The following is a 20,978-nucleotide window of genomic DNA, read 5'->3' on the forward strand; positions in this document are numbered from 1 at the left end:
CTTACCCAGACATTTCAGATCCTTGGAATCACCCTGAAAGTAACGGGATTCCGATAGGCGGAACGTTAAAAATTGTCCAACAAAAGTTTTCTCAAGCTTCTAGACTGTAGCCGGAATGGAACCTGGTTGTCTGGAGACAAGGAAGCCGGTTCCTTGTTTGTTTGACACATAAGGTGCAGCCACGTCCGTGGGCTCACCATAACAGGCGATCCGGACAGGTGTGAGGTGGTGGTCCGCCGGATTGACCGAAGAAGAAAGCTAAACAGTGCCCGTGTATTTGATGACTGTCTCGTCCCCGGACGGGATCTCCAGTTGGAGCTGCCCACCAGCCACCGCAATGATCGACAGCCGCTCACCTACGCGCCTGAACTTGTCGTCGGGTGCACGCCATTGTGTACTGCCCACGCGAGGAGTGGCTGCGCCATGAGCACCGAAGTCCGTTCCGTGCAGCGCGCGCTGCAGATTCTGCGGGTGATGAACGAACGCGTGAGCTGGACGCTGCAGGAACTGCACCAGCGTACGGGCCTTGCCAAATCCACGCTGCACCGCCTGCTCAGCACGCTTGAGACCGAGAAGTACGTGCGCACCGATCCGCATGTCTACGGCCACTACCAGCTCACGCAGGCAGTCGGCAATCTGAGCTGCGGCGTGACCACGCAGATGCAGCTTGCAGAACTCGCCGCGCCCATCATGGTGAGCACCACGCACGCCATCAAATGGCCGCTGTCGCTTGGCGTGATCGACCGTCACCAGATCCGCATCGTGTACTGCACCATGCCCTACAGCCCGTATGCGATTCGGCCGTCGAGCGTCGGTCGCAAGTACGAGCTGACGGACTCGGCCTCGGGCCGCGCCTATCTCGCATTCTGCGATCCGACCGAGCGCCGTATCCTCATCGAAGAGATGAACAGCCGTGAAGACGAGGGCCCGCGCATCACCGATCTGCGCGCCATGCGCCACCTGATCCGCGAGATCCGTAAGCAGGGCTTCGCGGTGCGCTACGGCCACCATCGTTCGGAAAGCGCAGCGCTCGCGGTGCCGGTGTTCAGCGCGGGCATGCTGCGCGGCGTGATGGTCTACACCACGTTCGCGCGCCAGATGGACGAGCGCATGCTCAAGCGCGCCGTGCCTACCGTGCTCGCCACCGCGCAGCGTGTGGGCGAGGCGTTGGCACCTGCGCTGCGCGCGGGCGGCTCGGTGAATGGTTATGCGATTGCGGGTGGACGCGGCGAACCGGTCGCACGCGTCGCTTGATTTTTTCAGGGGAGTTCAGCCCTGTTCATGCGACCCATGATCACGCGCGTGCGGCCGTTCAGATAAGCCGATTGCGGCTGTTTTTCAAAGCGCTTGGGAGCGGGCAGCATCACGGCCAGTCGCGCGGCCTCGGCGCTGCTGAGTTGGTTGGCGTTCTTGTTGAAATAGCGGCGCGCAGCGGCCTGAGCTCCGAAGACGCCTTCGCCCCATTCCACGTTGTTCAGATAGATCTCGAGAATGCGCTCTTTCGAGAGAAGCTGCTCCAGCAGCATCGCGAGCGCCAGCTCCTGTCCTTTGCGCAGCAGGCTGCGCTCGCCTGAGAGCAGCAGGTTCTTGGCGAGCTGCTGGGTGATGGTCGAGCCGCCGCGGATGCGCACCGGGCGCTGTTTGGCCTTGGGGTTGTTTTCGAGGCGCTGCTCGGCCTGTTCCTGCAGCTTGTTGTTGCGCTCCCAGTTCTTCTCGATGGCGTTCCAGTCCACTCCATCATGGTTGACGAAGCCGTCGTCCTCCGAGGCCACCACGGCGTGCTTGAGGTGGTCTGAAATCTGTGGGTAGGCGACCCATTCTTGTTTCCAGTGAAGCGAGCCGTCCGTCGTCATCTGCTGCCAGATCTGCGAGCGCTGGAAGGTGGTCGATTCGGGATCGACGACGACCATGAGCGCGATGCGCAGCACGAAGAACAACTGCAGTGAGAGGAAGGCCAGCACCACCAGGGCGAGCCAGCGAGAAATTGCTTTGAGCGACAACATTGCACGGATTTTCGCGCAAACCTGCACGCGCGCAATCAGCGCCCTGCAGCGATCTCGGCGCGCAGCTCGCGCAACACCTGTTCGGCCGGTGGCCGCACGCCGCGCCAGATGATGAAGGATTCCGCCGCCTGTTCGACCAGCATGCCGAGGCCGTCGCGCGCGACCGCGCCGTGGCGTGTGGCCCAGTCGAGAAAGCCCTGGGCCTTTTCGCCGTACATCATGTCATAGGCCAGAGCGCCCTGGCGCAGCACGCTCGCAGGCACGGGCGATTCGGCACCGGCGAGGCTGCTGGCCGTGCCGTTGATGATGATGTCGAAGTCTTCGGTAATCGCATCGAGCGCGCTCGATGCGAGTTCAGTGCCGGTCTCGTAGGCAATGGCGGCATGGCTGTTCGCGAGGTGTTTCGCCTTTTCCACGGTGCGGTTGGAGATGACAATGCGGCGCGGCTTTTCGCGCAAGAGGGGGCCGAGCACGCCGGCCGCTGCGCCGCCCGCGCCGATCAGCAGGACGTCGCGGCCGGTGATGTTCACGCCGGCGTTGCGGGTGATGTCGGCGACGATGCCGAGGCCGTCGGTGTTGTCTGCGCTGATGGTGCCGTCTGCGTTGATCGTCAGTGTGTTGGCTGCGCCTGCGAGGGTGACGCGTTCACTCTTGTTTGTGGCGAGTTCTGCGGCTTCGAGCTTGAAGGGGACGGTGATGTTGCAGCCTCTGCCGCCTTGCGCTGCGAATGCTTTGATGGCTTGTTGGAAGCTGTCTAGTTCTACGTGTTGGCGGGTGTAGGTCACTGGTTCGTTCGTCAGTTCGGCGAAGCGGGTGTGGATCCAGGGGGAGCGGCTGTGGGTGATGGGGTTGCCCATCACGCAATATTTTTCGGTCATGGCGGTTGGGGAGTGCTGTGTTTTTTTGAGGTCGGAGGCCGGGAGTTCCGCCCGGCGGCGGAGTCACTTTTTGCTTGCGCGCAAAAAGTAACCAAAAACGCGCTTGAATTCGGGGTCACGCGGCAGAACTCGCTTTGCGCTTCGCGCGCCGCTCGGACAACCGCCGCGAGTCAGATTCTAAATAAGAGGTGCGTTCGGCACTTCGCTGTGCTCGTGCCGGGGATCTCGCGAATTCGCGAGATCGTCAGCGCACGTCGGTTTCCAGCGTGAGGTCGCGGGTGAATTTAAAGCGGGAGACCACGGCGATCTGGTCGGCCTTGGCGCGCATGGCCGGGCCGAAGTGGCCATAGGGGCCGGCTGCGGTGGCAATGGCTTCAGCGCGGCGATCCAAGAGCTTATTGCCTGAGGTCTGGGCGACTTCGGTGTCGAGCACGCGGCCGTTGTGGTTGACGGTGATGATCATGATGAGCTCGCCGTAGAGCTTCTTGCCACCGGCTTCGGGGAAGTTTTCCGTGCCCTTGTCCTCGACCTTGCGGCGCAGCGCATCGTAGTAGACGGCGTACACCTCTTCGCGCGTGGCGGGGCTGATGTAGCGTTTCTTGGGACGCGCGTTTTCTTCATTGATGCGCTTCTCGATCTCGGCCAGCACTTTGAGCAATTGCTTGCGCTTTTCCTCCTGCACTTCCTTTTCCGCGTTCTTGCTGTCAGGGCGCGGGTCGGGTGGGGGCAGGTGGGCGAGTTCCTTGCGCAGTTGGGCGAGGAGCTGGGTCTGTTGCTCCATCATCGCGTCCATCTTGCGCTGGGCTTCTTCGAGGTCGTCGCCGACAGCCGTCAATGCCGAGTAGGGCAGTGGGCTGGTGGCTCGGCCCGCTGCGGCCTCGCCGCCGCCAGCCAGTGATGACTGTGCAATGGCCTGGGCCTTGTCGGGCGCTTCGTTGGATTTGGCGTTGACCAGGATGACTTCGAGCGGCGTGTCCTCGAACACGCGGTTGAAGCTTTCAGGGTCGACGAAGCGCACCGTCAAAAGTGCGGCGTGGACGATGACGGAGGCTCCGAGCGCCAGCTGAAGGACGCTCAGTTTTTGAAGGAAGGCGGGCAGTTTCACGGCGCCTGATTATCAACTGTTGTCGGAGCTTTGGGGCTTGGCTTGTGCACCTTGTGGCGCATCTGCCGCATCGGTCTCGTTGACGTCGACCGCAATCGCGATCGGGCCAGCGACCGAATCATCATCCTCGTCTTCTTCGCTGACTTCGCCGTCGTCGCTCGCGTCCTCCGGATCATCGAGGCGCTGCAGCACGGTGCCGTGGATGTCGAGTGTGATTTCGTCGATGTCGCCAAGCTTGATCAGCGCGCGTGCGCCGCGCGGCAGGTTCTGTGCGCCGAACACCGAGATGACCAGCGGAAGCGCATCAGCACGCACCAGCATGCCAGCGCCGCCGTTGTCCTTGATCACGGTGGCTTCGATTTCGGTGATGCCGTTCTGCTCCAGATACTTGAGCGTCCAGAAGCGTTCCATGCCAGCCTGGTAACCGTTGTAGGCACCGTAGGCTGCATCGAAACTGGAGATGATCGAGAACAGGTCCGCATCCTTGGGCTTGAACGGTGCGGCGAGCGCTGCGGTCTTGCCGTGGCGGGCGCAAGCGATGATCTGCCACTGGTTCACCAGGTCGACATAGCGACGCAGCGGTGAGGTGGACCACGCATAGCACTTTACGCCGATACCCGCATGCGGCTGGGCTTTGGTGCCCATGCGCACTTTCACGCCGGGAGCGAGTGAGTACTGGCTGCGATAGATGCCGGGCACGCCGTGGTCGGCGAGCAACTGGCCCCAGGTGCTGTTGGCGACGATGGCGGCCTCGGCGACGATCAGGTCCAGCGGCGCACCGCGCTTGCGGGTGGTGATGCTGACGGTCTCGTTGCCGGTGGGCTCGGCGCCGTTGTTGCCTTCGAGGCGGAAGTTGTAGTCGGGACGGTTGAAGGTCTCGGGCTTGCCGCGCACGACCTCGCGGCCCGCCTTGAGCTTTTGCGCGAGCCTGAACAGGAAGGACATTTCGCTGCGGCGATCCAGCAGTTCCTGCGGTGTGCCGTCGACTGTGATCGACGCGTCGTTCAGCCATTCTTCGGTGACGATGTGATCGAGCTTGTCGTGGCGCAGGTTGACGGCGACGGGCACGCGCTCGAGCTTGGTCTCGGTGCCGGTGATCTCGAGCGTCTCTTCGTTGATCGTCACATACAGCGAGACGGCGGGGTTCGCACGGCCTTCGTCGAGCGTGTAGATCTTCACCACCTCATCGGGCAGCATGGTGATCTTGTAGCCCGGCATGTAGACGGTGGACAGGCGCGAGCGGCCGAGCTGATCGAGCGGCGAGCCCGGCACGATGGCCAGACCCGGCGCGGCGATATGCACACCCAGCGTGACGGTGCCGGTGCCAAGGCCCTGCACGGACAGCGCATCGTCGATTTCGGTGGTCTGGGAATCGTCGATGGAATAGGCCTGCACGGGCGCGAGCGGCAGGTCCTGCGGTGGTTGGGGTGCGTTGATCTGCGGAAAGCTGGTGCCCTTGGGGAAGTTCTCGAACAGGAAGCGCTTCCAGTGGAATTCGTAGGCCGAGTCGATGGCGCCCGCCGCCTGCAGAAGGTCGAGCGGGGCCTTGTGCGTGGCGCGGCTGGCCTCGACCACTGCCTTGTATTCGGGCGCGTTCTTGTCGGGCTTGAACAGAATCTTGTAGAGCTGATCGCGGATCGGCTGCGGACAAGCGCCGCCGCCGAGCTCTTGGGCCCAGACGGTGATCTGCTCCTGAATCAGTCGCTTCTTCTCGATGCCGGCCAGCGCCTGCTGCAGAATTTCTGCGGGCGCCTTCTTGAATCGCCCCTTGCCCGCGCGGCGGAAATAGTGCGGCGCTTCGTGCAGCGCGAGCAGCGCGGCGGCCTGTTCGGTGACCGAGGAGGACTCGGAGAAATAGTCGCTGGCCAGATCGGCAAAGCCGAACTCGCCCTCGGGCGCGAATTCCCAAGCCAGATCAAGATCGATGGTGGCAGCCAGCTCGCGGCCCTTTGCCAGCAGTTCTGCGGGCGCGGGCTTGTCGAACTTCATCAGTATGTTGGCGCCCTTGACCTTGACGCGTTTACCTGAATCCAGCTCGATCTGGGCAGAGCTTTCTGCCTCAGAGAGGATGCGGCCAGCCTGAAACTTGCCGGCTTCTTCGAATAGTGCATGCATGACAGCTATTTTCCCATGGCGCGAGGGCTCGCATGCGCAGGTGCCCAGTTGGACACAAGGATTTGCGGTTGGCGCCCGGGGCCAGGGGTCTGCAGGTCTATGATTCACGGCTTGTCCTACGCGCATGCAATGGCGCGCACCCATGAAAGCTGTCACTCACGTCTTTGCCCGCGCCCTGAAGAGTCTGGCCGTGGCAATTCCTTTTCTCTTCGCTTACACGCAGTCGCCACTGACGAATTTCTGGCCGCTGGTGGCAAGCGCCCTGTGCGGTTGGCTGATCGTGATGCTCTGCATCCCGCGTGTGAGCCGACCCGCCGAGCTGCGCGACGAACTCGGTCAAAGTCTCGCCTCCGGGTTGATGCTGGCGGGTGCAATCGCGTCCGTCATCGGGCTGGTTCAATTCTTTCAGGGCGACGTGGGGTTGTCGCCATGGATCTATCAAAGCACGCTGGGGCAGGCCATCGGCAATGTGCGCCAGCGCAACCAGCAGGCGACGCTGCTCCTGATGAGCGCGCTCGCGCTGCTGCTGTGCTCGTCGCGCTGGCTGCGCAGGCGCGAGCCGGTGGATTTCGATGTGTCGACCAGCGAGCCCAACCCCCTGCTCACGGTCTTTGCGGCGGCTGCACCGTGGCTGCTGGTGCTGCTTGCCATGGGCAGCGGAGTGACTGCGTCGCGCACCGGCGCGGTCGAGTGGGTGGCGCTGGTCGTGATGCTCTGGTTCTGGCGAAAGAGCGTTGGACGGCTCGGATTGGCGCTGGGCGTGGCCGGGCTGCTGGCCTATCTGTTTGCGGCATGGCTGTTGCCCGAGCTGCTGCTGCGTTGGACTGGTGTGCAGATGGACGGACTCTTCATGCGCGTGGCCGATACGTCGCACCGCTGCACGAGCCGTCTCACGCTGTGGTCGAACATGGCGTATCTGATCGAGCAGCGGCCGTGGTTTGGCTGGGGCTGGGGCGAGCTGGACTTTGCGCACTACATCACCGCGTTCCCGGACGAGCGTTTTTGTGTGCTGCTGGACAACGCGCACAACCTGCCGTTGCATCTGGCCGTCGAGTTAGGTCTGCCGGCGGCGCTGGCGTTTTGCGCCTTCGTGCTTTGGGCGGTTTGGCGTTTCAAACCGTGGCGCGAGACCGATGGCGCGCGTCAACTGGCCTGGGGCGTGCTCGCGCTGATCGGCATGCACAGCATGCTTGAATTTCCGCTGTGGTACGGGCCGTTCCAGCTCGCCTTGGTCATCTCCGTCGCGATTCTGGTGTTGCCGGTGAAACCTGTCGAGCTTTCTGCGCCCACCGCTTCGCGCTGGCAGGTGACACTGCTCGTGGCCTGCGTGGCGTGGCTGGCGGGCACCTACCTGATCAGCAGCGACTTCCGCCGCATGGCCGCGCTCTACCAATTGCCGCAGTACCGCGAGGCACAGTGGCGCAATCTCACGGCGCGGGAGGTCAGCGAAGACTCGAACTTCTTCACCAATCAGGCCGAATTCGCGTGGCTCACCACGACCACCGTGACGACTGAGAACGCGGTGCAGATGCACGCGATGGCGCGGCGCATGCTGCACTATTCCCCTGAGCCACGCGTGATCACCAAACTGATCGAAAGCTCCCGGATTCTGGGCATGACCGGCGAGGCGAACGAACACATGGCGCTGTTCCAGAAGGCTTACCCCGATGCCTACAAGGCCTTCATGGACAAACAACCGCTGCCCGCTTCAACGCACTGACCAGGTCCGTCAAGCCAGATCGCAGAAGTGGATCACGTCTTCCACATGGTTCTCGAAGTCGCTGAGCGCATGGTCGCCGCCTTCGAGGATGTGCAGTTCGGCGGCGCTCGCATAGCGCTCAGCCATCTCGTGCCAGTCGAGCAACTCGTCGCCCTTGGCGATGATGGCCATCTCCGGCCCGGCGGGCGGCAGATGGCGCACGTCGAGCGCCTTGAGCTCATCGACGAAATGCGGCTGGAAATAGAAATGCTCGTTCGGGTTGTGCCATGCCGTCTGGTCGCCGATGTGGCGCTCCAGATCGCGTGCCGGGTTGACGGCGGGATTGAGCATCACGCTCCTGCAGCCCATGTGCTGCGCGAACCAACTGGCATAGAAGCCGCCGAGCGACGAGCCGATCACCGCCGTCGTCTCGCGCGGCCAGTGGCTCGTGCCTTCGGCCACCATGGCCATGGCCTCGGCGGGCGAGGGTGGCAGTTGCGGACACCAGAAATGCACCTGCGGATGCGTGCGCATCACGCGGGCGGCGGTGATCTGGGCCTTGGCAGAGCGAGGCGAGGAGCGGAAACCGTGCAGATAGAGCAGATGCGTCGTGGGCATGGAAAGGGTTGCGTGGGGGCGCGCGGCGCGCCCTTGGACAGTTGTTTACGCGAATAGTAAGAGGAGATTCTGCACCCGCCATGAAGGGTTGTGCGCCGCGCTGGGATAATCGCGCGCCATGTCTGCCGTTTTCGACAAACCAACGCTGCTCCAGCGTGTGATGCCCCTGCTGCGCGGGTTCGATTGGCCGTTGATCGCTCTTTTGCTGATCCTCACGTCCATCGGGCTCACGGCCATGTATTCGTCGGGGTACGACCACGGCACGCGGTTTGTGGACCATGGCCGCAATATTCTTCTCGCCGCAGGCATTCTTTTTTGCGTCTCGCAGGTGCCGCCCCAGAAACTCATGGCGCTGGCCGTGCCCCTCTACACGCTGGGCGTGGCCCTGCTGGTGGCCGTGGCGCTGTTCGGCATCACCAAGAAGGGAGCACAGCGCTGGATCAACGTGGGTGTGGTGATCCAGCCCAGCGAGTTGCTCAAGATCGCCACGCCGCTGATGTTGGCCTGGTGGTTTCAGAAGCGTGAAGGGCAGTTGCGCGCGGCCGACTTCGTGGTCGCCATCGTGCTGCTTTTGATTCCTGTGGGGCTGATCATGAAGCAGCCCGACCTCGGCACCTCTCTGCTGGTGATGGCTGCTGGCCTGTCCGTGATCTTCTTTGCTGGGCTGCCGTGGAAACTGGTGATACCGCCGGTGCTGATCGGCGCGGTAGGCATCTTCCTGATCGTCTGGTTCGAGCCGCAACTGTGCGCCGACGGCGTGCGCTGGCCGGTGCTGCACGACTACCAGCAGCAGCGCATCTGCACGCTGCTCGACCCCACGCGCGACCCGCTCGGCAAGGGGTTTCACATCATCCAGGGCATGATCGCGATCGGCTCTGGTGGTATCTGGGGCAAGGGCTTCATGGCGGGAACGCAGACTCACCTGGAATTCATTCCCGAGCGCACGACCGATTTCATCTTCGCCGCGTTCTCAGAAGAGTTCGGGTTGCTTGGCAACATCGCACTCATCATCAGCTTCCTGCTGCTGGTCTGGCGTGGCCTCGCGATTGCCGTGGGTGCCAACTCGCTGTTCGGCCGCCTCATGGCAGGGGCCGTCTCGATGATCTTCTTCACCTACGCCTTCGTGAACATGGGCATGGTCAGCGGCATCCTGCCCGTGGTCGGCGTGCCCCTGCCGTTCGTGAGCTACGGCGGCACCGCGATGGTGACGCTGGGCTTGGCTCTGGGTGTGCTGATGTCGGTCGCCAGAGCACAGAACCAGCCGTCGCAAGCTCCCCAGGAAAATTAGTTTCCCAACGGCTGGGCTCGGTATTCAGACAGCCAAACTGGGCAGCGAGCAGGGCGCATGAACCTGCAACCACAATGGTGAGATAGCCCCTCAGACGCGACGCAAAGCCGCAGACAGTACTTTGGTACGGCAAGGCTTTGCAACAAAGTATGAGGGGCTATATCGCCACCTCCAAATGAATCGCGAGCCCCCTCTACAATGAGCAGGATGATCTCCCGCGAACCCACCATTGAACGATTGGCCATTGCTCGTCAGCTGCTGCTGGAGCCCTTTGGTCTCGATGAGTCCCATCTGACCCGCGCGCTGGCGGAAATCCGCGCGCATCAGGTCGATGACGCCGATCTCTACTTCCAATACACGCGCAGCGAAGGCTGGAGTCTGGAAGAGGGCATCGTCAAGACCGGCTCGTTCAGCATCGACCAGGGTGTCGGCGTGCGTGCGGTGAGCGGCGAGAAGACGGCGTTTGCTTATTCTGACGACATCTCCGAAGCCTCGTTGCTCGACGCGGCGCGCACAGTGCGCTCGATTGCATCGGTCGCCAAGTCGGCGCGCACCAAGGTGGGCGCGCGCAAGATCGCGCAGAGTCGTTCGCTCTATCCCGAACTCGACCCGATCGCGACGATGGACAGCACGGCCAAGGTCCAGCTACTCGAGCGCGCCGAGAAGCTTGCCCGCTCCAAGGACCCGCGCGTGGTGCAGGTCATGGCAGGCTTGGCTGGTGAATACGACGTGGTGCTGGTGGCACGCGCCGATGGCACGCTGGCGGCTGACGTGCGCCCGCTGGTGCGCATGTCCATCACCGTGATCGCCGAGCAGAATGGCCGCCGCGAAGTCGGTTCGGCCGGCGGCGGCGGTCGCTTTGGTCTCGACTATTTTGATGACGAACTCGTTCACCAGTATGTGAGCGAGGCGGTGAACGCGGCGCTGGTGAACCTTGAATCGCGCCCCGCTCCCGCAGGCGAAATGACCGTGGTGCTTGGCCCCGGCTGGCCCGGCGTGCTGCTGCACGAGGCGGTTGGTCACGGTTTGGAGGGCGACTTCAACCGCAAGGGTTCGAGCGCGTTCAGCGGCCGCATCGGTGAGCGCGTGGCGGCCAAGGGCGTCACCGTCCTTGACGACGGCACCATCGCTGATCGCCGTGGCTCGCTCAACGTTGACGACGAGGGCCACGCCACGCAGAAGAACGTGCTCATCGAGGACGGCATTCTCAAGGGCTACATCCAGGATTCGATGAACGCGCGTCTGATGAAGACCAAGCCCACGGGCAACGGCCGCCGCGAGAGCTATGCGCACATCCCCATGCCGCGCATGACCAACACCTACATGCTGGGCGGCGACAAGGATCCCAAGGAAATCGTCGCCTCGATCAAGAAGGGTTTGTACGCCACCAACTTCGGCGGCGGCCAGGTCGACATCACCAGCGGCAAGTTCGTGTTCTCCGCGAGCGAGGCCTATTGGGTCGAGAACGGCAAGATCCTCTACCCGGTCAAAGGCGCGACGATTGTCGGCAGCGGCCCGGAGTCTCTGAAAAAAGTGAGCATGATCGGCAACGACATGAAGCTCGACAGCGGCGTCGGCACCTGCGGCAAGGAAGGCCAGAGCGTGCCGGTGGGCGTCGGCCAGCCGACCATGCGCATCGACGGCCTGACCGTCGGCGGCACCGCTTGATGGCCACACTGGCGAAATTACCGATAAAAATGCTTGTTGCGTCGCACCAAAAAGTGCTACATTGAATGCTTATGCAAGTTCGTAGCTCGTTTTATTTTTACTTTTGGTTCTCGTCCAAGGCGGATGAGAGGCAACTGCGCGCACGATAACAAGCAAGCAAGTTCCCCCAAAAGACCGCCGAAGCTGAAAAGCCCGGCGGTTTTTGTTTTTCCGGCATCTTCTTTTTTCGCAACGTTTTCCTTTCAGACACTTCAACTTACTCCACAAGGACGCAATTCATGACTGCCAATGTCTCTCCTTCCGCTGATGCCTGGTATCGCAACGTCGAGAAAACCAGCAATACCGACGACAACCGCATCAAGGACATCACCATGTTGCCTCCTCCGGAACATTTGATTCGCTTCTTCCCGATCAGCGGGACTGAAGTGGAGACGTTGATCACCAACACGCGCCAGAACATCCAGAAGATCATGTCGGGCGAAGACGACCGCCTGTTGGTCATCATCGGCCCCTGCTCAATCCACGATCCGGCCGCCGCCATCGAGTACGCCAAGAAGCTCAAGGCCGTGCGCGAGCAATACAAGGACACGCTGGAAATCGTGATGCGGGTGTATTTCGAGAAGCCACGCACCACGGTCGGCTGGAAGGGCCTGATCAACGATCCCTACCTGGACGGCAGCTACCGTATCGACGAAGGCCTGCGCATCGCGCGCCAGCTGCTCATCGACATCAACCGCCTCGGCATCCCGGCAGGCAGCGAATTCCTCGACGTGATCTCGCCCCAGTACATCGGTGACCTGATCAGCTGGGGCGCCATCGGCGCGCGCACCACCGAAAGCCAGGTGCACCGCGAGCTGGCTTCGGGCATCTCGGCGCCCATCGGCTTCAAGAACGGCACGGACGGCAACATCCGCATCGCCACCGACGCGATCCAGTCGGCCAGCCGTGGTCACCACTTCTTGTCGGTGCACAAGAATGGCCAGGTCGCCATCGTGCACACCAGCGGCAACCAGGACTGCCACGTCATTCTGCGCGGCGGCAAGACGCCGAACTACGACGCAGACCATGTCGCCGCCGCCTGCAAGGACCTCGAAGCCTCGGGCCTCAAGCCCACGCTGATGGTCGACTGCAGCCACGCCAACTCGAGCAAGCAACACGAGAAGCAGCGTGACGTGGCGCGCGACATCGGTCAGCAGATCGCGGGCGGTTCCAAGTCGGTGTTCGGCGTGATGATCGAAAGTCACCTGAATGCCGGTGCGCAGAAGTTCACGCCGGGCAAGGATCTGCCAAGCGCGCTGGAATACGGCAAGAGCATCACTGACGCCTGCCTCGGCTGGGACGATTCGCTGGCAACGATGGCTGAATTGTCGTCCGCCGTACAGACTCGCCGCGGCGCTTGAGTGGACAATCGGGATTCGGGGAAAAGTGTGCGATTGCCCCGGATTCCGACAATTCCCATCGCCCAAAGGTGAAAAGCTATGCGCAGTGAAGTCACAGTCACTCTGAGTCCGGAGCAGGAGTTCCGCTTCGATCTGGAGGGCGCGGAGCCCTTGACCAACGAAGAAGCCCGTCGCTGGCTGGACGCAGAATTCGTGCGTCTGGACTGCGAGCCGCTGCGCCCGAGCGGCAAGGTATTGCTGGCCGACAAGGTGCTGGTGGTGGCCGCGAACGCGGGTCGGACCCTGCTGTCCGATGCAGCCTGGTCGCAGCAGTTTGCACGCGCCGCACGCGCCGCGCTTGAACGCGAGACGGTTCGCATCGACATCCCGTCGATGGCTGTGACCTTCTGACCTGGTGGTTCGCCACAAACGAGAAACGGTGCTCATGAGCACCGTTTTTGTTTTGCGAGGCTGAAACGGCTTACTTCTGCGCCAGCGCAGCGAGCAGTTTGGCGTGGATGCCGCCGAAACTGCCGTTACTCATGCAGACAATGTGGTCGCCCGGGCGGGCCACGGCGGTGAGCTGGTTGATCAGCGTGTCGATGTCCGCCGCCACATGCGCGCGGGCGCCGAGCGGGGCCAACGCTTCGGCGGCGTTCCAGTCGAGGCCGGCCGTGTGGCAGAACGACTGATCGGCCGACTCCAGCGCCCAGGGCAACTGCGATTTCATCGTGCCGAGCTTCATCGTGTTGCTGCGTGGCTCGAAGGCGGCAAGGATGCGCGCTTCCTTGCCCACGACGCGGCGCAGGCCGTCGAGCGTGGTGCGAAGAGCGGTGGGGTGGTGAGCGAAATCGTCATACACCTCGATGCCGTTCACCGTGCCGCGCAACTCCATGCGGCGCTTGACGTTCTGGAATCGGCCCAGCGCTTCAGCGGCCTGTGCGGGCGTCACGCCCACATGCTCGGCCGCCGCAATCGCCGCAAGCGCGTTGAGCTGGTTGTGCACGCCGCTCAGTTCCCACTTCACATGGGCAACGGGCTTGCCACGGTGCAGCACGTCAAAATCACTGGGCTCGCCGATCGCGCTGAAATCGCCGACTGCGTCGCCGAAGGAAGCGACCTCGCTCCAACAGCCGGTGTGCAGCACGCGGGTGAGGCTTTCCTCGAGCGCATTGACTACTACGCGGCCGGTCGATGGCACGGTGCGCACGAGGTGGTGGAACTGGCGTTCGATGGCGGCGAGATCGTCAAAGATGTCGGCGTGATCGAATTCCAGATTGTTCAGCACGGCGGTACGCGGGCGGTAGTGCACGAATTTGCTGCGCTTGTCGAAGAACGCGGTATCGTATTCGTCGGCCTCGATCACGAAAAGCGGGGCCTTGTTCTGCTGGGCAGCACCCCATTCGTGCGTGGGCGAGCGGCCCAGACGCGCTGAGATGCCGAAGTTCAGCGGCACGCCGCCAACGAGAAAGCCCGGCTCGCGGCCCGCGTGCTCGAGAATCCAGGCCAGCATCGAGGTTGTCGTGGTCTTGCCATGGGTGCCCGCGATGGCGAGTACATGTCGGCCCTGCAACACGTTCTCGGCGAGCCATTGGGGGCCGCTGATATAGGGCGCACCGGCGTCGAGGATGGCTTCCATCAGTGGAAACTTGGGACTGCCGTCGGCCAGTCGCGCGCGGCTCACGACATTGCCGATCACGAAGACATCGGGTTTGAGCGCGAGCTGGTCGGCGCTGTAGCCCTCGATCAGGTCGATGCCCAAGGCGCGCAGTTGATCGCTCATCGGCGGATAGACGCCCGCGTCGCAACCGGTCACGCGATGACCCGCTTCCCGGGCCAGCGCTGCTACGCCACCCATGAAGGTGCCGCAAATCCCCAGAATATGTATGTGCATGCAGCGATTCTACGAGTTGCGGATGGGCCCTCGCCGAGGACTGCCATTGGGCCTCTCGCGCTAGGAAATATGTAGCTGAATGTCAATGCGCGAGATGCAGGCGCTTGCACGATGTCACGCAATCTTTCGGGTTTTGGCATTGCAGCGACAATGTCCGTGGAAGCCTTGGCACTTTTCATTGTGAAGGGTGATGCAGACAGGGCAGCCGGAACAGGATGGCCACCATGAATGACTCTCTTGCTGCAGAAATCGCCAACGTCGCGGCACGGCTTGTGGTGGAAGAGGGCCTGGAATGGGGGGCTGCCAAGCGCCGGGCCGTCAAGCAGTTGGGCCTGCCCGCACGTACTGCGCTCCCTGACAACGACCTGGTCGAAGACGCCGTGCGCGAATACATCGGGCTCTTCTGCGCGGACACCCAGCCCGCCGAGCTGCGCGCGCTGCGCAAGCTCGCGTTGGTGTGGATGGAGCGCATGAAGGAATTCCGTCCCTATCTGGCTGGAGCGGTTTGGCATGGCACGGCCACCCGGCTTTCGGATATTTATGTGCAGATGTTTTGCGATGACTCCAAATCTGCAGAGATCTGTTTGATAGACCATCATGTAGATTACGAGCCTCGTTCCGTGACGGGTTTTCGCGGCGAACTGGTCGACGCGTTGAGCGTGAGCAGCCTGTCGCCCGAACTGGGAGAGCACATCGGTGTGCATCTGATGGTGTATGACCTCGATGATCTGCGCGGTGCCCTGAAGCCTGACACGCGTGGGCGACTGCCGCGCGGTGACATTGCCGCCGTTCGCAACGTGCTTGAGCTGCCGGATGAGCTCCTCTGAGGCGTTGCTCGCTTGTCGCTTTGGTTTTTGTCGTCGATTTACTACTTCACTCTTCAGGTAAGCGCTCTTTAACATGTCCACGCCCATCGATCCCGATCCGCATCAGCCCGCAGGCGGCATTCCATCCGTGCAGTCCGCCCAGCCCGTCTCGCGGCGCGGCTGGATGATGGCAGGTGTCGGCACCGCGGCAGCGGTGGCTGGGGCGGGCTTTGCGTGGTGGCGCTTGCAGCCGCATGATGTGCTGGATGGAGTGGAGGCGTCGTTCTGGAACGCGTCGATGGAAACCTTGGACGGCGCAACCTTGACCATGCGCAAGTTTCATGGACGTCCGCTGCTGCTGAATTTCTGGGCCACTTGGTGCCCGCCGTGCGTGGATGAACTGCCGCTGCTCAACAGCTTTTATGGAGCGCATACTGGCAAAGGCTTTCAAGTGCTCGGATTGGCCATCGATCAGCCTGCAGCTGTGCGCAAATTTCTGGATCGCATGCCGCTCGATTTTCCAATCGCACTCGCGGGTTTGACAGGTACCGATCTCGGGCGAGCGCTTGGCAACGATGTGGGTGGTCTGCCGTTTTCAGTCCTGTTCGGAAAAGATGGGAACATCTTGAGGCGTAAAATGGGACAATTGACCGATAAAGACTTGGCGCAGTGGTCTTCCGAGGTTTGAAAATCAATGCATCCCCTGTTGGAGATGCAGATATTTGCGTCAATTTCGATGCAGTAGGCTGAAATTAGGGTAAATTTGCGCCCCATTCTGTTTCTAGCCGTTGGAGCTCCCATGGATTTGCGAAAACTTAAGACCCTCATCGACCTGGTGTCCGAGTCGAACGTTTCTGAACTCGAGATCACCGAAGCCGAGGGCAAAGTGCGCATCGTCAAGGGCGGTGGCGCCATCGTGCAGCAATTGGTTGCCGCTCCGATGATGGCTCAGCCCATGGCTGCAGCCGCTCCTGCCGTTGCGGCAGCACCTGCTGCCGAAGCTGCAGCCGCCTTGCCTGCAGGTCATTCCGTCAAGTCGCCGATGGTCGGCACGTTCTACCGTGCAGCCAGCCCCGGCGCCAAGGCCTTCGTGGAAATCGGTGCCCAGGTCAAGGAAGGCGAGACGCTGTGCATCATCGAAGCGATGAAGATCCTCAACGAGATCGAAGCCGACAAGTCCGGCACGGTCACCCGAGTGCTGGCTGAAAACGGTCAGGCTGTGGAATACGGTCAGCCTCTGTTCGTGATCGAGTAAAGCGGCCACTTCATGTTCAAGAAAATCCTGGTTGCCAACCGCGGTGAAATCGCCCTGCGAATTCAGCGCGCGTGCCGCGAGCTGGGCGTCAAGGCGGTGATGGTCTATTCAGAGGCCGATCGCGATGCCAAGTACGTCAAGCTTGCCGAGGAAGCGGTCTGCATCGGCCCCGCGCCGTCCGGACTGTCCTACCTGAATATGCCGGCGATCATTTCCGCAGCGGAAGTGACCGACGCAGAAGCCATTCATCCCGGCTACGGTTTTCTCTCCGAGAACGCCGATTTTGCCGAGCGCGTGGAAAAGAGCGGCTTCCAGTTCATCGGCCCCACGCCGGAATCGATCCGCATCATGGGCGACAAGGTGTCGGCCAAGCAGGCGATGATCCGTGCGGGCGTGCCCTGCGTTCCCGGCTCCGACGGCGAGCTGCCCGATGATCCCGTCGCCATCCGCCGCATCGCGCGCTCGGTCGGTTATCCGGTGATCATCAAGGCGGCAGGTGGCGGTGGTGGTCGCGGCATGCGCGTGGTGCACACCGAAGCTGCGCTCGTCAATGCCGTGCAGATGACCAAGGCCGAAGCGGGCACCGCGTTCGGCAACCCGGCCGTGTACATGGAGAAGTTTCTCCAGAATCCGCGCCACATCGAAATCCAGATCATTGCCGACAAGTTCAAGAACGCCGTCTATCTGGGCGAGCGCGACTGCTCCATGCAGCGCCGCCACCAGAAGGTCGTCGAAGAAGCTCCGGCACCTGGCATTCCACGCAAGCTGATCGAGAAGATCGGCGAACGCTGTGTGGCCGCCTGCAAGAAGATCGGCTACCGCGGTGCGGGCACGTTCGAGTTTCTCTACGAAAACGGCGAGTTCTACTTCATCGAGATGAACACCCGCGTGCAGGTGGAGCATCCGGTGACCGAGTGGATCACGGGCGTGGATATCGTGAAGACGCAGATTCTGGTCGCTGCTGGCGAGAAGCTGCCGTTCACGCAGCGCCAGATCGAGATCCGTGGTCACGCCATCGAGTGCCGCATCAATGCGGAAGACCCCTACAAGTTCATCCCGTCGCCAGGCAAGATCACCATGTGGCACGCGCCGGGTGGTCCTGGCGTGCGCGTGGACTCGCATGTCTACACGAACTATTTCGTGCCGCCGAACTACGACTCGATGATCGGCAAGCTCATCGTTCACGGGGACACCCGCGAAGAGGCGATTGCGCGCATGCGTACCGCGCTGTCGGAGACCGTGATCGAGGGCATCAACACCAACGTGCCGCTGCATCGCGACATCATGGTGGACGCCAAGTTCAATGCGGGCGGCACGAACATCCATTATCTGGAGCAGTGGCTGGAGCAGCGCAAGCGCTGAACAAGCGCTGGGTCATTCGCCCTGCAAAGCGCGGTCATGGTGGCCGCGCGGTTTTGACACCATGCTGGCAGTTTGAAGAAGACTGCCAGCATGTTTTATTTGAGGAAGAAGGTGCCTCCATGTTTGAACTTTCCTTGCTGTGTACCGAGGACCGGGTCGAAGACCTGAGCGATGCGCTGGAGGCGCTGGATGCCCTGAGCGTGACCGTCGATGACGCCGACGCGCAGACCGACGCCGAGCAGGCGCTGTTCGGCGAGCCCGGCATGCCTGCTCCCAAGGGCGGCTGGAACCGCAGCCGCATCGTCGCGCTGTTCCAGACGCGCGAGCAGGCCGAAGAGGCCAAGGCTCTGCTGCAGGTGCAGGATTTCTTTGAGGGCAGCAAAATTCTGGGTCTGACCGAAGTCGAGGACCAGGATTGGGTGCGCATCACCCAGTCGCAGTTCGCGCCGGTCGACATCACCGAAGATTTCTGGATCGTGCCTTCGTGGCATGAGCCGCCCGCCGCCGCCACGCACTGCATCCGCCTCGATCCGGGCCTGGCGTTCGGAACCGGCACGCATCCGACCACCCGCATGTGTTTGCGCTGGATCGCGAAAAACGTCAATCCGTCCAATCCACCTGCGCGCGTGCTCGACTACGGCTGTGGCTCCGGCATTCTGGCGATCGGCGCGGCCAAGTTTGGAGCGAAGGACATCGTTGCGGTCGACATCGATCAGGCCGCAGTGGATTCCACGAACGCCAACGCCACCGCCAACGATGTGACGCTGCATGCCGGTCTGCCGGACCAGGCCGTGGGCACATACAACGTGGTGCTTGCCAACATTCTGGCCACACCGCTTCGAATGCTTGCTCCGCTTCTGTGCTCGCATGTCCAGGCGAGTGGATCCCTCGTGATGGCTGGCATTCTCGAGCGTCAGGAAGACGAGCTCAAGGCGGCTTATGCGCCTTGGGTGCAGCTCGAGGTGAGCGACCGCGAGGATGGTTGGATCCTCATGACGGCCCGCCGCTGATGGCCGATATGTGATCTGCTACAAGGCTGTTGCTTCTGCTTGCACGATGCGGCGGTAGTGTCGTTCGAAGGCAGCCCCTACAATGCAAAGCCGATGAGCCAGATTACACGCTGCCCCGCCTGCCGAACCAGTTTCAGAGTTGTTGCCGACCAACTGAGGATATCAGGGGGGTGGGTGCGGTGTGGTCGCTGCAAGGAAGTGTTCGACGCATCGGCCAATCTGCTGGGGGATGTGCGCTACGCGCCAGTTCCGCAAGCCAAGGGTGGGTCTGCGGCTGAGGTTGCTGCGACGACCCCGGCCGCATCTTCCCCGTCACCGATGGCGCCAGTTCCACAGGACTCGCAGGTCTCACAGGTTTCACCCACACCTCCGGCGGCTTCCGTTGCGGCTCTTGCGAAGGAAGACATTCCACCGCCAGCACCGGCGGCGAGCGCCGCGCCGACGGTGGTGGTGCCGCCCACTCCGGCCGCGAGCTTTGCGCAGAATGTTCCGGTGAAGGAGGATCGGCCGAATGTCTGGAGCAACGCGCGTGCGAGCGTTACGGGTTTCTCCAACGCCTCCATTCAGCATCTCGCGCAGGAAAGCGTCGAGGGCCGGGCCGACTCATCGCCAGTTGCTCCACCGGCACCTGTGGCTAGGCCATGGGCAGGACATTTTTCTCCGGCACCGACGCCGCCACAGGTCCATTACGGCTCAAGGCTCGAAGCCAATGTTGTGCCGCCGGGCTGGAAGCCGGAGTCGGCAGGGCGCAAGCCTGCTGCGGCGGATGAACCGAGCGATGATTCTGAGTCGCGCGTCGAGCCCGCGTTTGTATCGTCACGACTGCAGGAAGAAGAGTCCAAGCCCGAGCCCGTTGTCGAGTCCGAATCGCAGAGCGAGGTGACCTCGCCGCTGATAGAGGTCCAAACGCGCAGCGAGCCCACGCTGGAAATGGAAAAGGCAGCACCCGATGCGCCGCATCCCGTCATCATTTCGCAGGACCCCGAACTGCTTTCGCAGCGCGGCACCGATGACGAAGATGACGATGGCGAAGAGATGCCTGAGCTCACTTTTGAGGCTTCGCGTCAGCATGATCTGGTCGATGAGCCAGTGATCATCGCCGAGCGGCATGCCGACGAAGTCGCTGCCGACAAGGAAGACGAAGCTCCAGCCGCAGATGCCGAACGTATGGAGCCGACGCTGGAGTCAACGCCGGACGAGGTGGTGCAGAACGCTGACGCCGAGGCTGAAGAGTCTGGCGAGCAGGCATCCACATCCCGAACATCCCACCAAGAAGACGACGTCCAGGCCAAGCCCGCTGACCAGGAGCCTGCAACGGCAGAGCAGCCGAAGGAAGAAGCAGAGCAAGAGCAGGCCGTCGCCAAACTGTCGGAAGACGAAGTGGGCTTCATGCGCGATGCGCGGCGCAAGGCGTTCTGGAGCAAGCCTGCGGTGCGTGGGCTTCTGCTGTTGGTTTCGCTGGGATTGGTTGCGGGATTTGCCGGTCAGTACGCGGTGGCGGAGCGCAACCGTCTCGCCGCGATGTACCCGGCGTTGCGCCCGGTGCTCGAGCAGTTGTGCCAGCCGCTGAAATGCGAGGTGGGCCTGCCGCGCCTGATTTCTTCGGTCGCTATCGACAGCTCGACCTTCACGCGCGTGCGTGACGATGCGACGTCGTTCAATCTGCAGGTCGCGCTCAAGAGCACGGCCGACATGGTGCTGGAGATGCCCGCGTTGGAGTTGACGCTCACCGATTCGAGCGACCAGCCGGTGCTGCGCCGCGTGCTCAAGCGTGAGGACACAGGTGCGCCCGCCGAGCTGGCGGCGCGTGGGGAGTGGAGCGGCGTCGTCAAGCTGCAGGTGCCCGAGGTCGCGGACCGCGTCACGGGGTATCGCCTGCTGGCCTTCTATCCCTGATT

18 protein-coding genes and 1 pseudogene are annotated in these 20,978 nt (G+C 62.4%); 13 read left to right on the forward strand and 6 right to left on the reverse strand.

The window, feature by feature from the left end:
* The first annotated feature begins 423 nt into the window (after window positions 1-423).
* A complete protein-coding gene (locus tag G7047_RS28030; RefSeq protein WP_166311568.1) occupies window positions 424-1,254 on the forward strand; it encodes a helix-turn-helix domain-containing protein in 831 nt (276 codons plus the stop codon).
* Between the two features lie 5 nt (window positions 1,255-1,259).
* Here the strand turns inward: G7047_RS28030 and mtgA are convergent, their stop codons facing one another.
* The 4 genes from mtgA to G7047_RS28050 all read right to left on the reverse strand — a co-directional run bounded on the left by mtgA (window position 1,260) and on the right by G7047_RS28050 (window position 6,101).
* Window positions 1,260-2,003 carry a monofunctional biosynthetic peptidoglycan transglycosylase gene (gene mtgA / locus G7047_RS28035; RefSeq protein ID WP_166311569.1) on the reverse strand — a complete coding sequence of 248 codons (744 nt, stop codon included), beginning with the start codon at window positions 2,001-2,003 and terminating at the stop codon, window positions 1,260-1,262.
* Window positions 2,004-2,038: 35 nt separating this feature from the next.
* On the reverse strand, window positions 2,039-2,881 hold the full coding sequence (gene aroE / locus G7047_RS28040) for a shikimate dehydrogenase (protein ID WP_166311570.1): 843 nt from the start codon (window positions 2,879-2,881) through the stop codon (window positions 2,039-2,041).
* 244 nt (window positions 2,882-3,125) lie between these two features.
* Complete coding sequence (locus tag G7047_RS28045) at window positions 3,126-3,986, reverse strand: energy transducer TonB (RefSeq protein ID WP_166311571.1); 861 nt, start codon at window positions 3,984-3,986, stop codon at window positions 3,126-3,128.
* A 12-nt stretch (window positions 3,987-3,998) separates the two neighbouring features.
* Window positions 3,999-6,101 carry a ribonuclease catalytic domain-containing protein gene (locus G7047_RS28050; RefSeq protein WP_166311572.1) on the reverse strand — a complete coding sequence of 701 codons (2,103 nt, stop codon included), beginning with the start codon at window positions 6,099-6,101 and terminating at the stop codon, window positions 3,999-4,001.
* Window positions 6,102-6,243: 142 nt separating this feature from the next.
* On the opposite strand from G7047_RS28050, the gene G7047_RS28055 reads away from it, so the two are divergent.
* A complete protein-coding gene (locus tag G7047_RS28055; RefSeq protein ID WP_166311573.1) occupies window positions 6,244-7,821 on the forward strand; it encodes a PglL family O-oligosaccharyltransferase in 1,578 nt (525 codons plus the stop codon).
* 9 nt (window positions 7,822-7,830) lie between these two features.
* Here G7047_RS28055 and G7047_RS28060 read toward each other — a convergent pair whose 3' ends face one another.
* Complete coding sequence (locus G7047_RS28060) at window positions 7,831-8,418, reverse strand: YqiA/YcfP family alpha/beta fold hydrolase (protein ID WP_166311574.1); 588 nt, start codon at window positions 8,416-8,418, stop codon at window positions 7,831-7,833.
* 118 nt (window positions 8,419-8,536) lie between these two features.
* Between G7047_RS28060 and rodA the strand changes: the two genes are divergently transcribed.
* The 4 genes from rodA (at window position 8,537) to G7047_RS28080 (ending at window position 13,164) form a co-directional block, all read left to right on the forward strand.
* On the forward strand, window positions 8,537-9,706 hold the full coding sequence (gene rodA, locus G7047_RS28065) for a rod shape-determining protein RodA (RefSeq protein WP_166311575.1): 1,170 nt from the start codon (window positions 8,537-8,539) through the stop codon (window positions 9,704-9,706).
* 207 nt (window positions 9,707-9,913) lie between these two features.
* Window positions 9,914-11,374 carry a metalloprotease TldD gene (tldD, locus tag G7047_RS28070; protein ID WP_166311576.1) on the forward strand — a complete coding sequence of 487 codons (1,461 nt, stop codon included), beginning with the start codon at window positions 9,914-9,916 and terminating at the stop codon, window positions 11,372-11,374.
* Window positions 11,375-11,652: 278 nt separating this feature from the next.
* The gene (locus tag G7047_RS28075; RefSeq protein WP_166311577.1) at window positions 11,653-12,774 is read left to right on the forward strand and encodes a 3-deoxy-7-phosphoheptulonate synthase; all 1,122 of its coding nucleotides are present in this window, start codon (window positions 11,653-11,655) and stop codon (window positions 12,772-12,774) included.
* Window positions 12,775-12,852: 78 nt separating this feature from the next.
* Window positions 12,853-13,164: a hypothetical protein gene (locus tag G7047_RS28080; protein ID WP_166311578.1), complete on the forward strand. Its 312-nt coding sequence runs from the start codon at window positions 12,853-12,855 to the stop codon at window positions 13,162-13,164.
* Window positions 13,165-13,234: 70 nt separating this feature from the next.
* Here the strand turns inward: G7047_RS28080 and mpl are convergent, their stop codons facing one another.
* Window positions 13,235-14,647: a UDP-N-acetylmuramate:L-alanyl-gamma-D-glutamyl-meso-diaminopimelate ligase gene (mpl, locus tag G7047_RS28085; protein WP_166311579.1), complete on the reverse strand. Its 1,413-nt coding sequence runs from the start codon at window positions 14,645-14,647 to the stop codon at window positions 13,235-13,237.
* Between the two features lie 224 nt (window positions 14,648-14,871).
* Between mpl and G7047_RS28090 the strand changes: the two genes are divergently transcribed.
* The 7 genes and pseudogenes from G7047_RS28090 to G7047_RS28115 all read left to right on the forward strand — a co-directional run bounded on the left by G7047_RS28090 (window position 14,872) and on the right by G7047_RS28115 (window position 20,976).
* Window positions 14,872-15,474, forward strand: a complete 603-nt coding sequence (locus G7047_RS28090) for a hypothetical protein (protein WP_166311580.1) — start codon at window positions 14,872-14,874, stop codon at window positions 15,472-15,474.
* Window positions 15,475-15,547: 73 nt separating this feature from the next.
* Window positions 15,548-16,141, forward strand: coding sequence for a TlpA disulfide reductase family protein (locus G7047_RS28095; RefSeq protein WP_166311581.1), 594 nt, complete (start codon window positions 15,548-15,550; stop codon window positions 16,139-16,141).
* 111 nt (window positions 16,142-16,252) lie between these two features.
* Complete coding sequence (accB, locus tag G7047_RS28100; RefSeq protein ID WP_166311582.1) at window positions 16,253-16,708, forward strand: acetyl-CoA carboxylase biotin carboxyl carrier protein; 456 nt, start codon at window positions 16,253-16,255, stop codon at window positions 16,706-16,708.
* A gap of 12 nt (window positions 16,709-16,720) precedes the next feature.
* Entirely contained in the window at window positions 16,721-18,070 is a 1,350-nt protein-coding gene (accC, locus tag G7047_RS28105) for an acetyl-CoA carboxylase biotin carboxylase subunit (RefSeq protein WP_166311583.1), read from the forward strand.
* 119 nt (window positions 18,071-18,189) lie between these two features.
* Window positions 18,190-19,080 (forward strand): 50S ribosomal protein L11 methyltransferase, encoded by an 891-nt coding sequence (prmA, locus tag G7047_RS28110; RefSeq protein WP_166311584.1) that lies wholly within the window; start codon window positions 18,190-18,192, stop codon window positions 19,078-19,080.
* 93 nt (window positions 19,081-19,173) lie between these two features.
* Window positions 19,174-19,278: pseudogene (locus G7047_RS31580) on the forward strand (zinc-ribbon domain-containing protein); the annotation flags it as partial.
* The gene (locus tag G7047_RS28115) at window positions 19,279-20,976 is read left to right on the forward strand and encodes a DUF3426 domain-containing protein (RefSeq protein ID WP_371813907.1); all 1,698 of its coding nucleotides are present in this window, start codon (window positions 19,279-19,281) and stop codon (window positions 20,974-20,976) included.
* The last annotated feature ends 2 nt before the right edge of the window (window positions 20,977-20,978 follow it).

The organism is Diaphorobacter sp. HDW4A, from assembly GCF_011305995.1.
Classification (GTDB): Bacteria; Pseudomonadota; Gammaproteobacteria; order Burkholderiales; family Burkholderiaceae_C; genus Diaphorobacter_A.

Coding starts and splice junctions, on each gene's coding strand:
- mpl (WP_166311579.1), bottom strand. CDS start 14,647: ATGCACATACATATTCTGGGGATTTGCGGCACCTTCATGGGTGGCGTA.
- accC (WP_166311583.1), top strand. CDS start 16,721: ATGTTCAAGAAAATCCTGGTTGCCAACCGCGGTGAAATCGCCCTGCGA.
- tldD (WP_166311576.1), top strand. CDS start 9,914: ATGATCTCCCGCGAACCCACCATTGAACGATTGGCCATTGCTCGTCAG.
- mtgA (WP_166311569.1), bottom strand. CDS start 2,003: ATGTTGTCGCTCAAAGCAATTTCTCGCTGGCTCGCCCTGGTGGTGCTG.
- G7047_RS28075 (WP_166311577.1), top strand. CDS start 11,653: ATGACTGCCAATGTCTCTCCTTCCGCTGATGCCTGGTATCGCAACGTC.
- G7047_RS28050 (WP_166311572.1), bottom strand. CDS start 6,101: ATGCATGCACTATTCGAAGAAGCCGGCAAGTTTCAGGCTGGCCGCATC.
- G7047_RS28060 (WP_166311574.1), bottom strand. CDS start 8,418: ATGCCCACGACGCATCTGCTCTATCTGCACGGTTTCCGCTCCTCGCCT.
- prmA (WP_166311584.1), top strand. CDS start 18,190: ATGTTTGAACTTTCCTTGCTGTGTACCGAGGACCGGGTCGAAGACCTG.
- aroE (WP_166311570.1), bottom strand. CDS start 2,881: ATGACCGAAAAATATTGCGTGATGGGCAACCCCATCACCCACAGCCGC.
- G7047_RS28030 (WP_166311568.1), top strand. CDS start 424: ATGAGCACCGAAGTCCGTTCCGTGCAGCGCGCGCTGCAGATTCTGCGG.
- G7047_RS28095 (WP_166311581.1), top strand. CDS start 15,548: ATGTCCACGCCCATCGATCCCGATCCGCATCAGCCCGCAGGCGGCATT.
- G7047_RS28080 (WP_166311578.1), top strand. CDS start 12,853: ATGCGCAGTGAAGTCACAGTCACTCTGAGTCCGGAGCAGGAGTTCCGC.
- G7047_RS28090 (WP_166311580.1), top strand. CDS start 14,872: ATGAATGACTCTCTTGCTGCAGAAATCGCCAACGTCGCGGCACGGCTT.
- G7047_RS28055 (WP_166311573.1), top strand. CDS start 6,244: ATGAAAGCTGTCACTCACGTCTTTGCCCGCGCCCTGAAGAGTCTGGCC.
- accB (WP_166311582.1), top strand. CDS start 16,253: ATGGATTTGCGAAAACTTAAGACCCTCATCGACCTGGTGTCCGAGTCG.
- rodA (WP_166311575.1), top strand. CDS start 8,537: ATGTCTGCCGTTTTCGACAAACCAACGCTGCTCCAGCGTGTGATGCCC.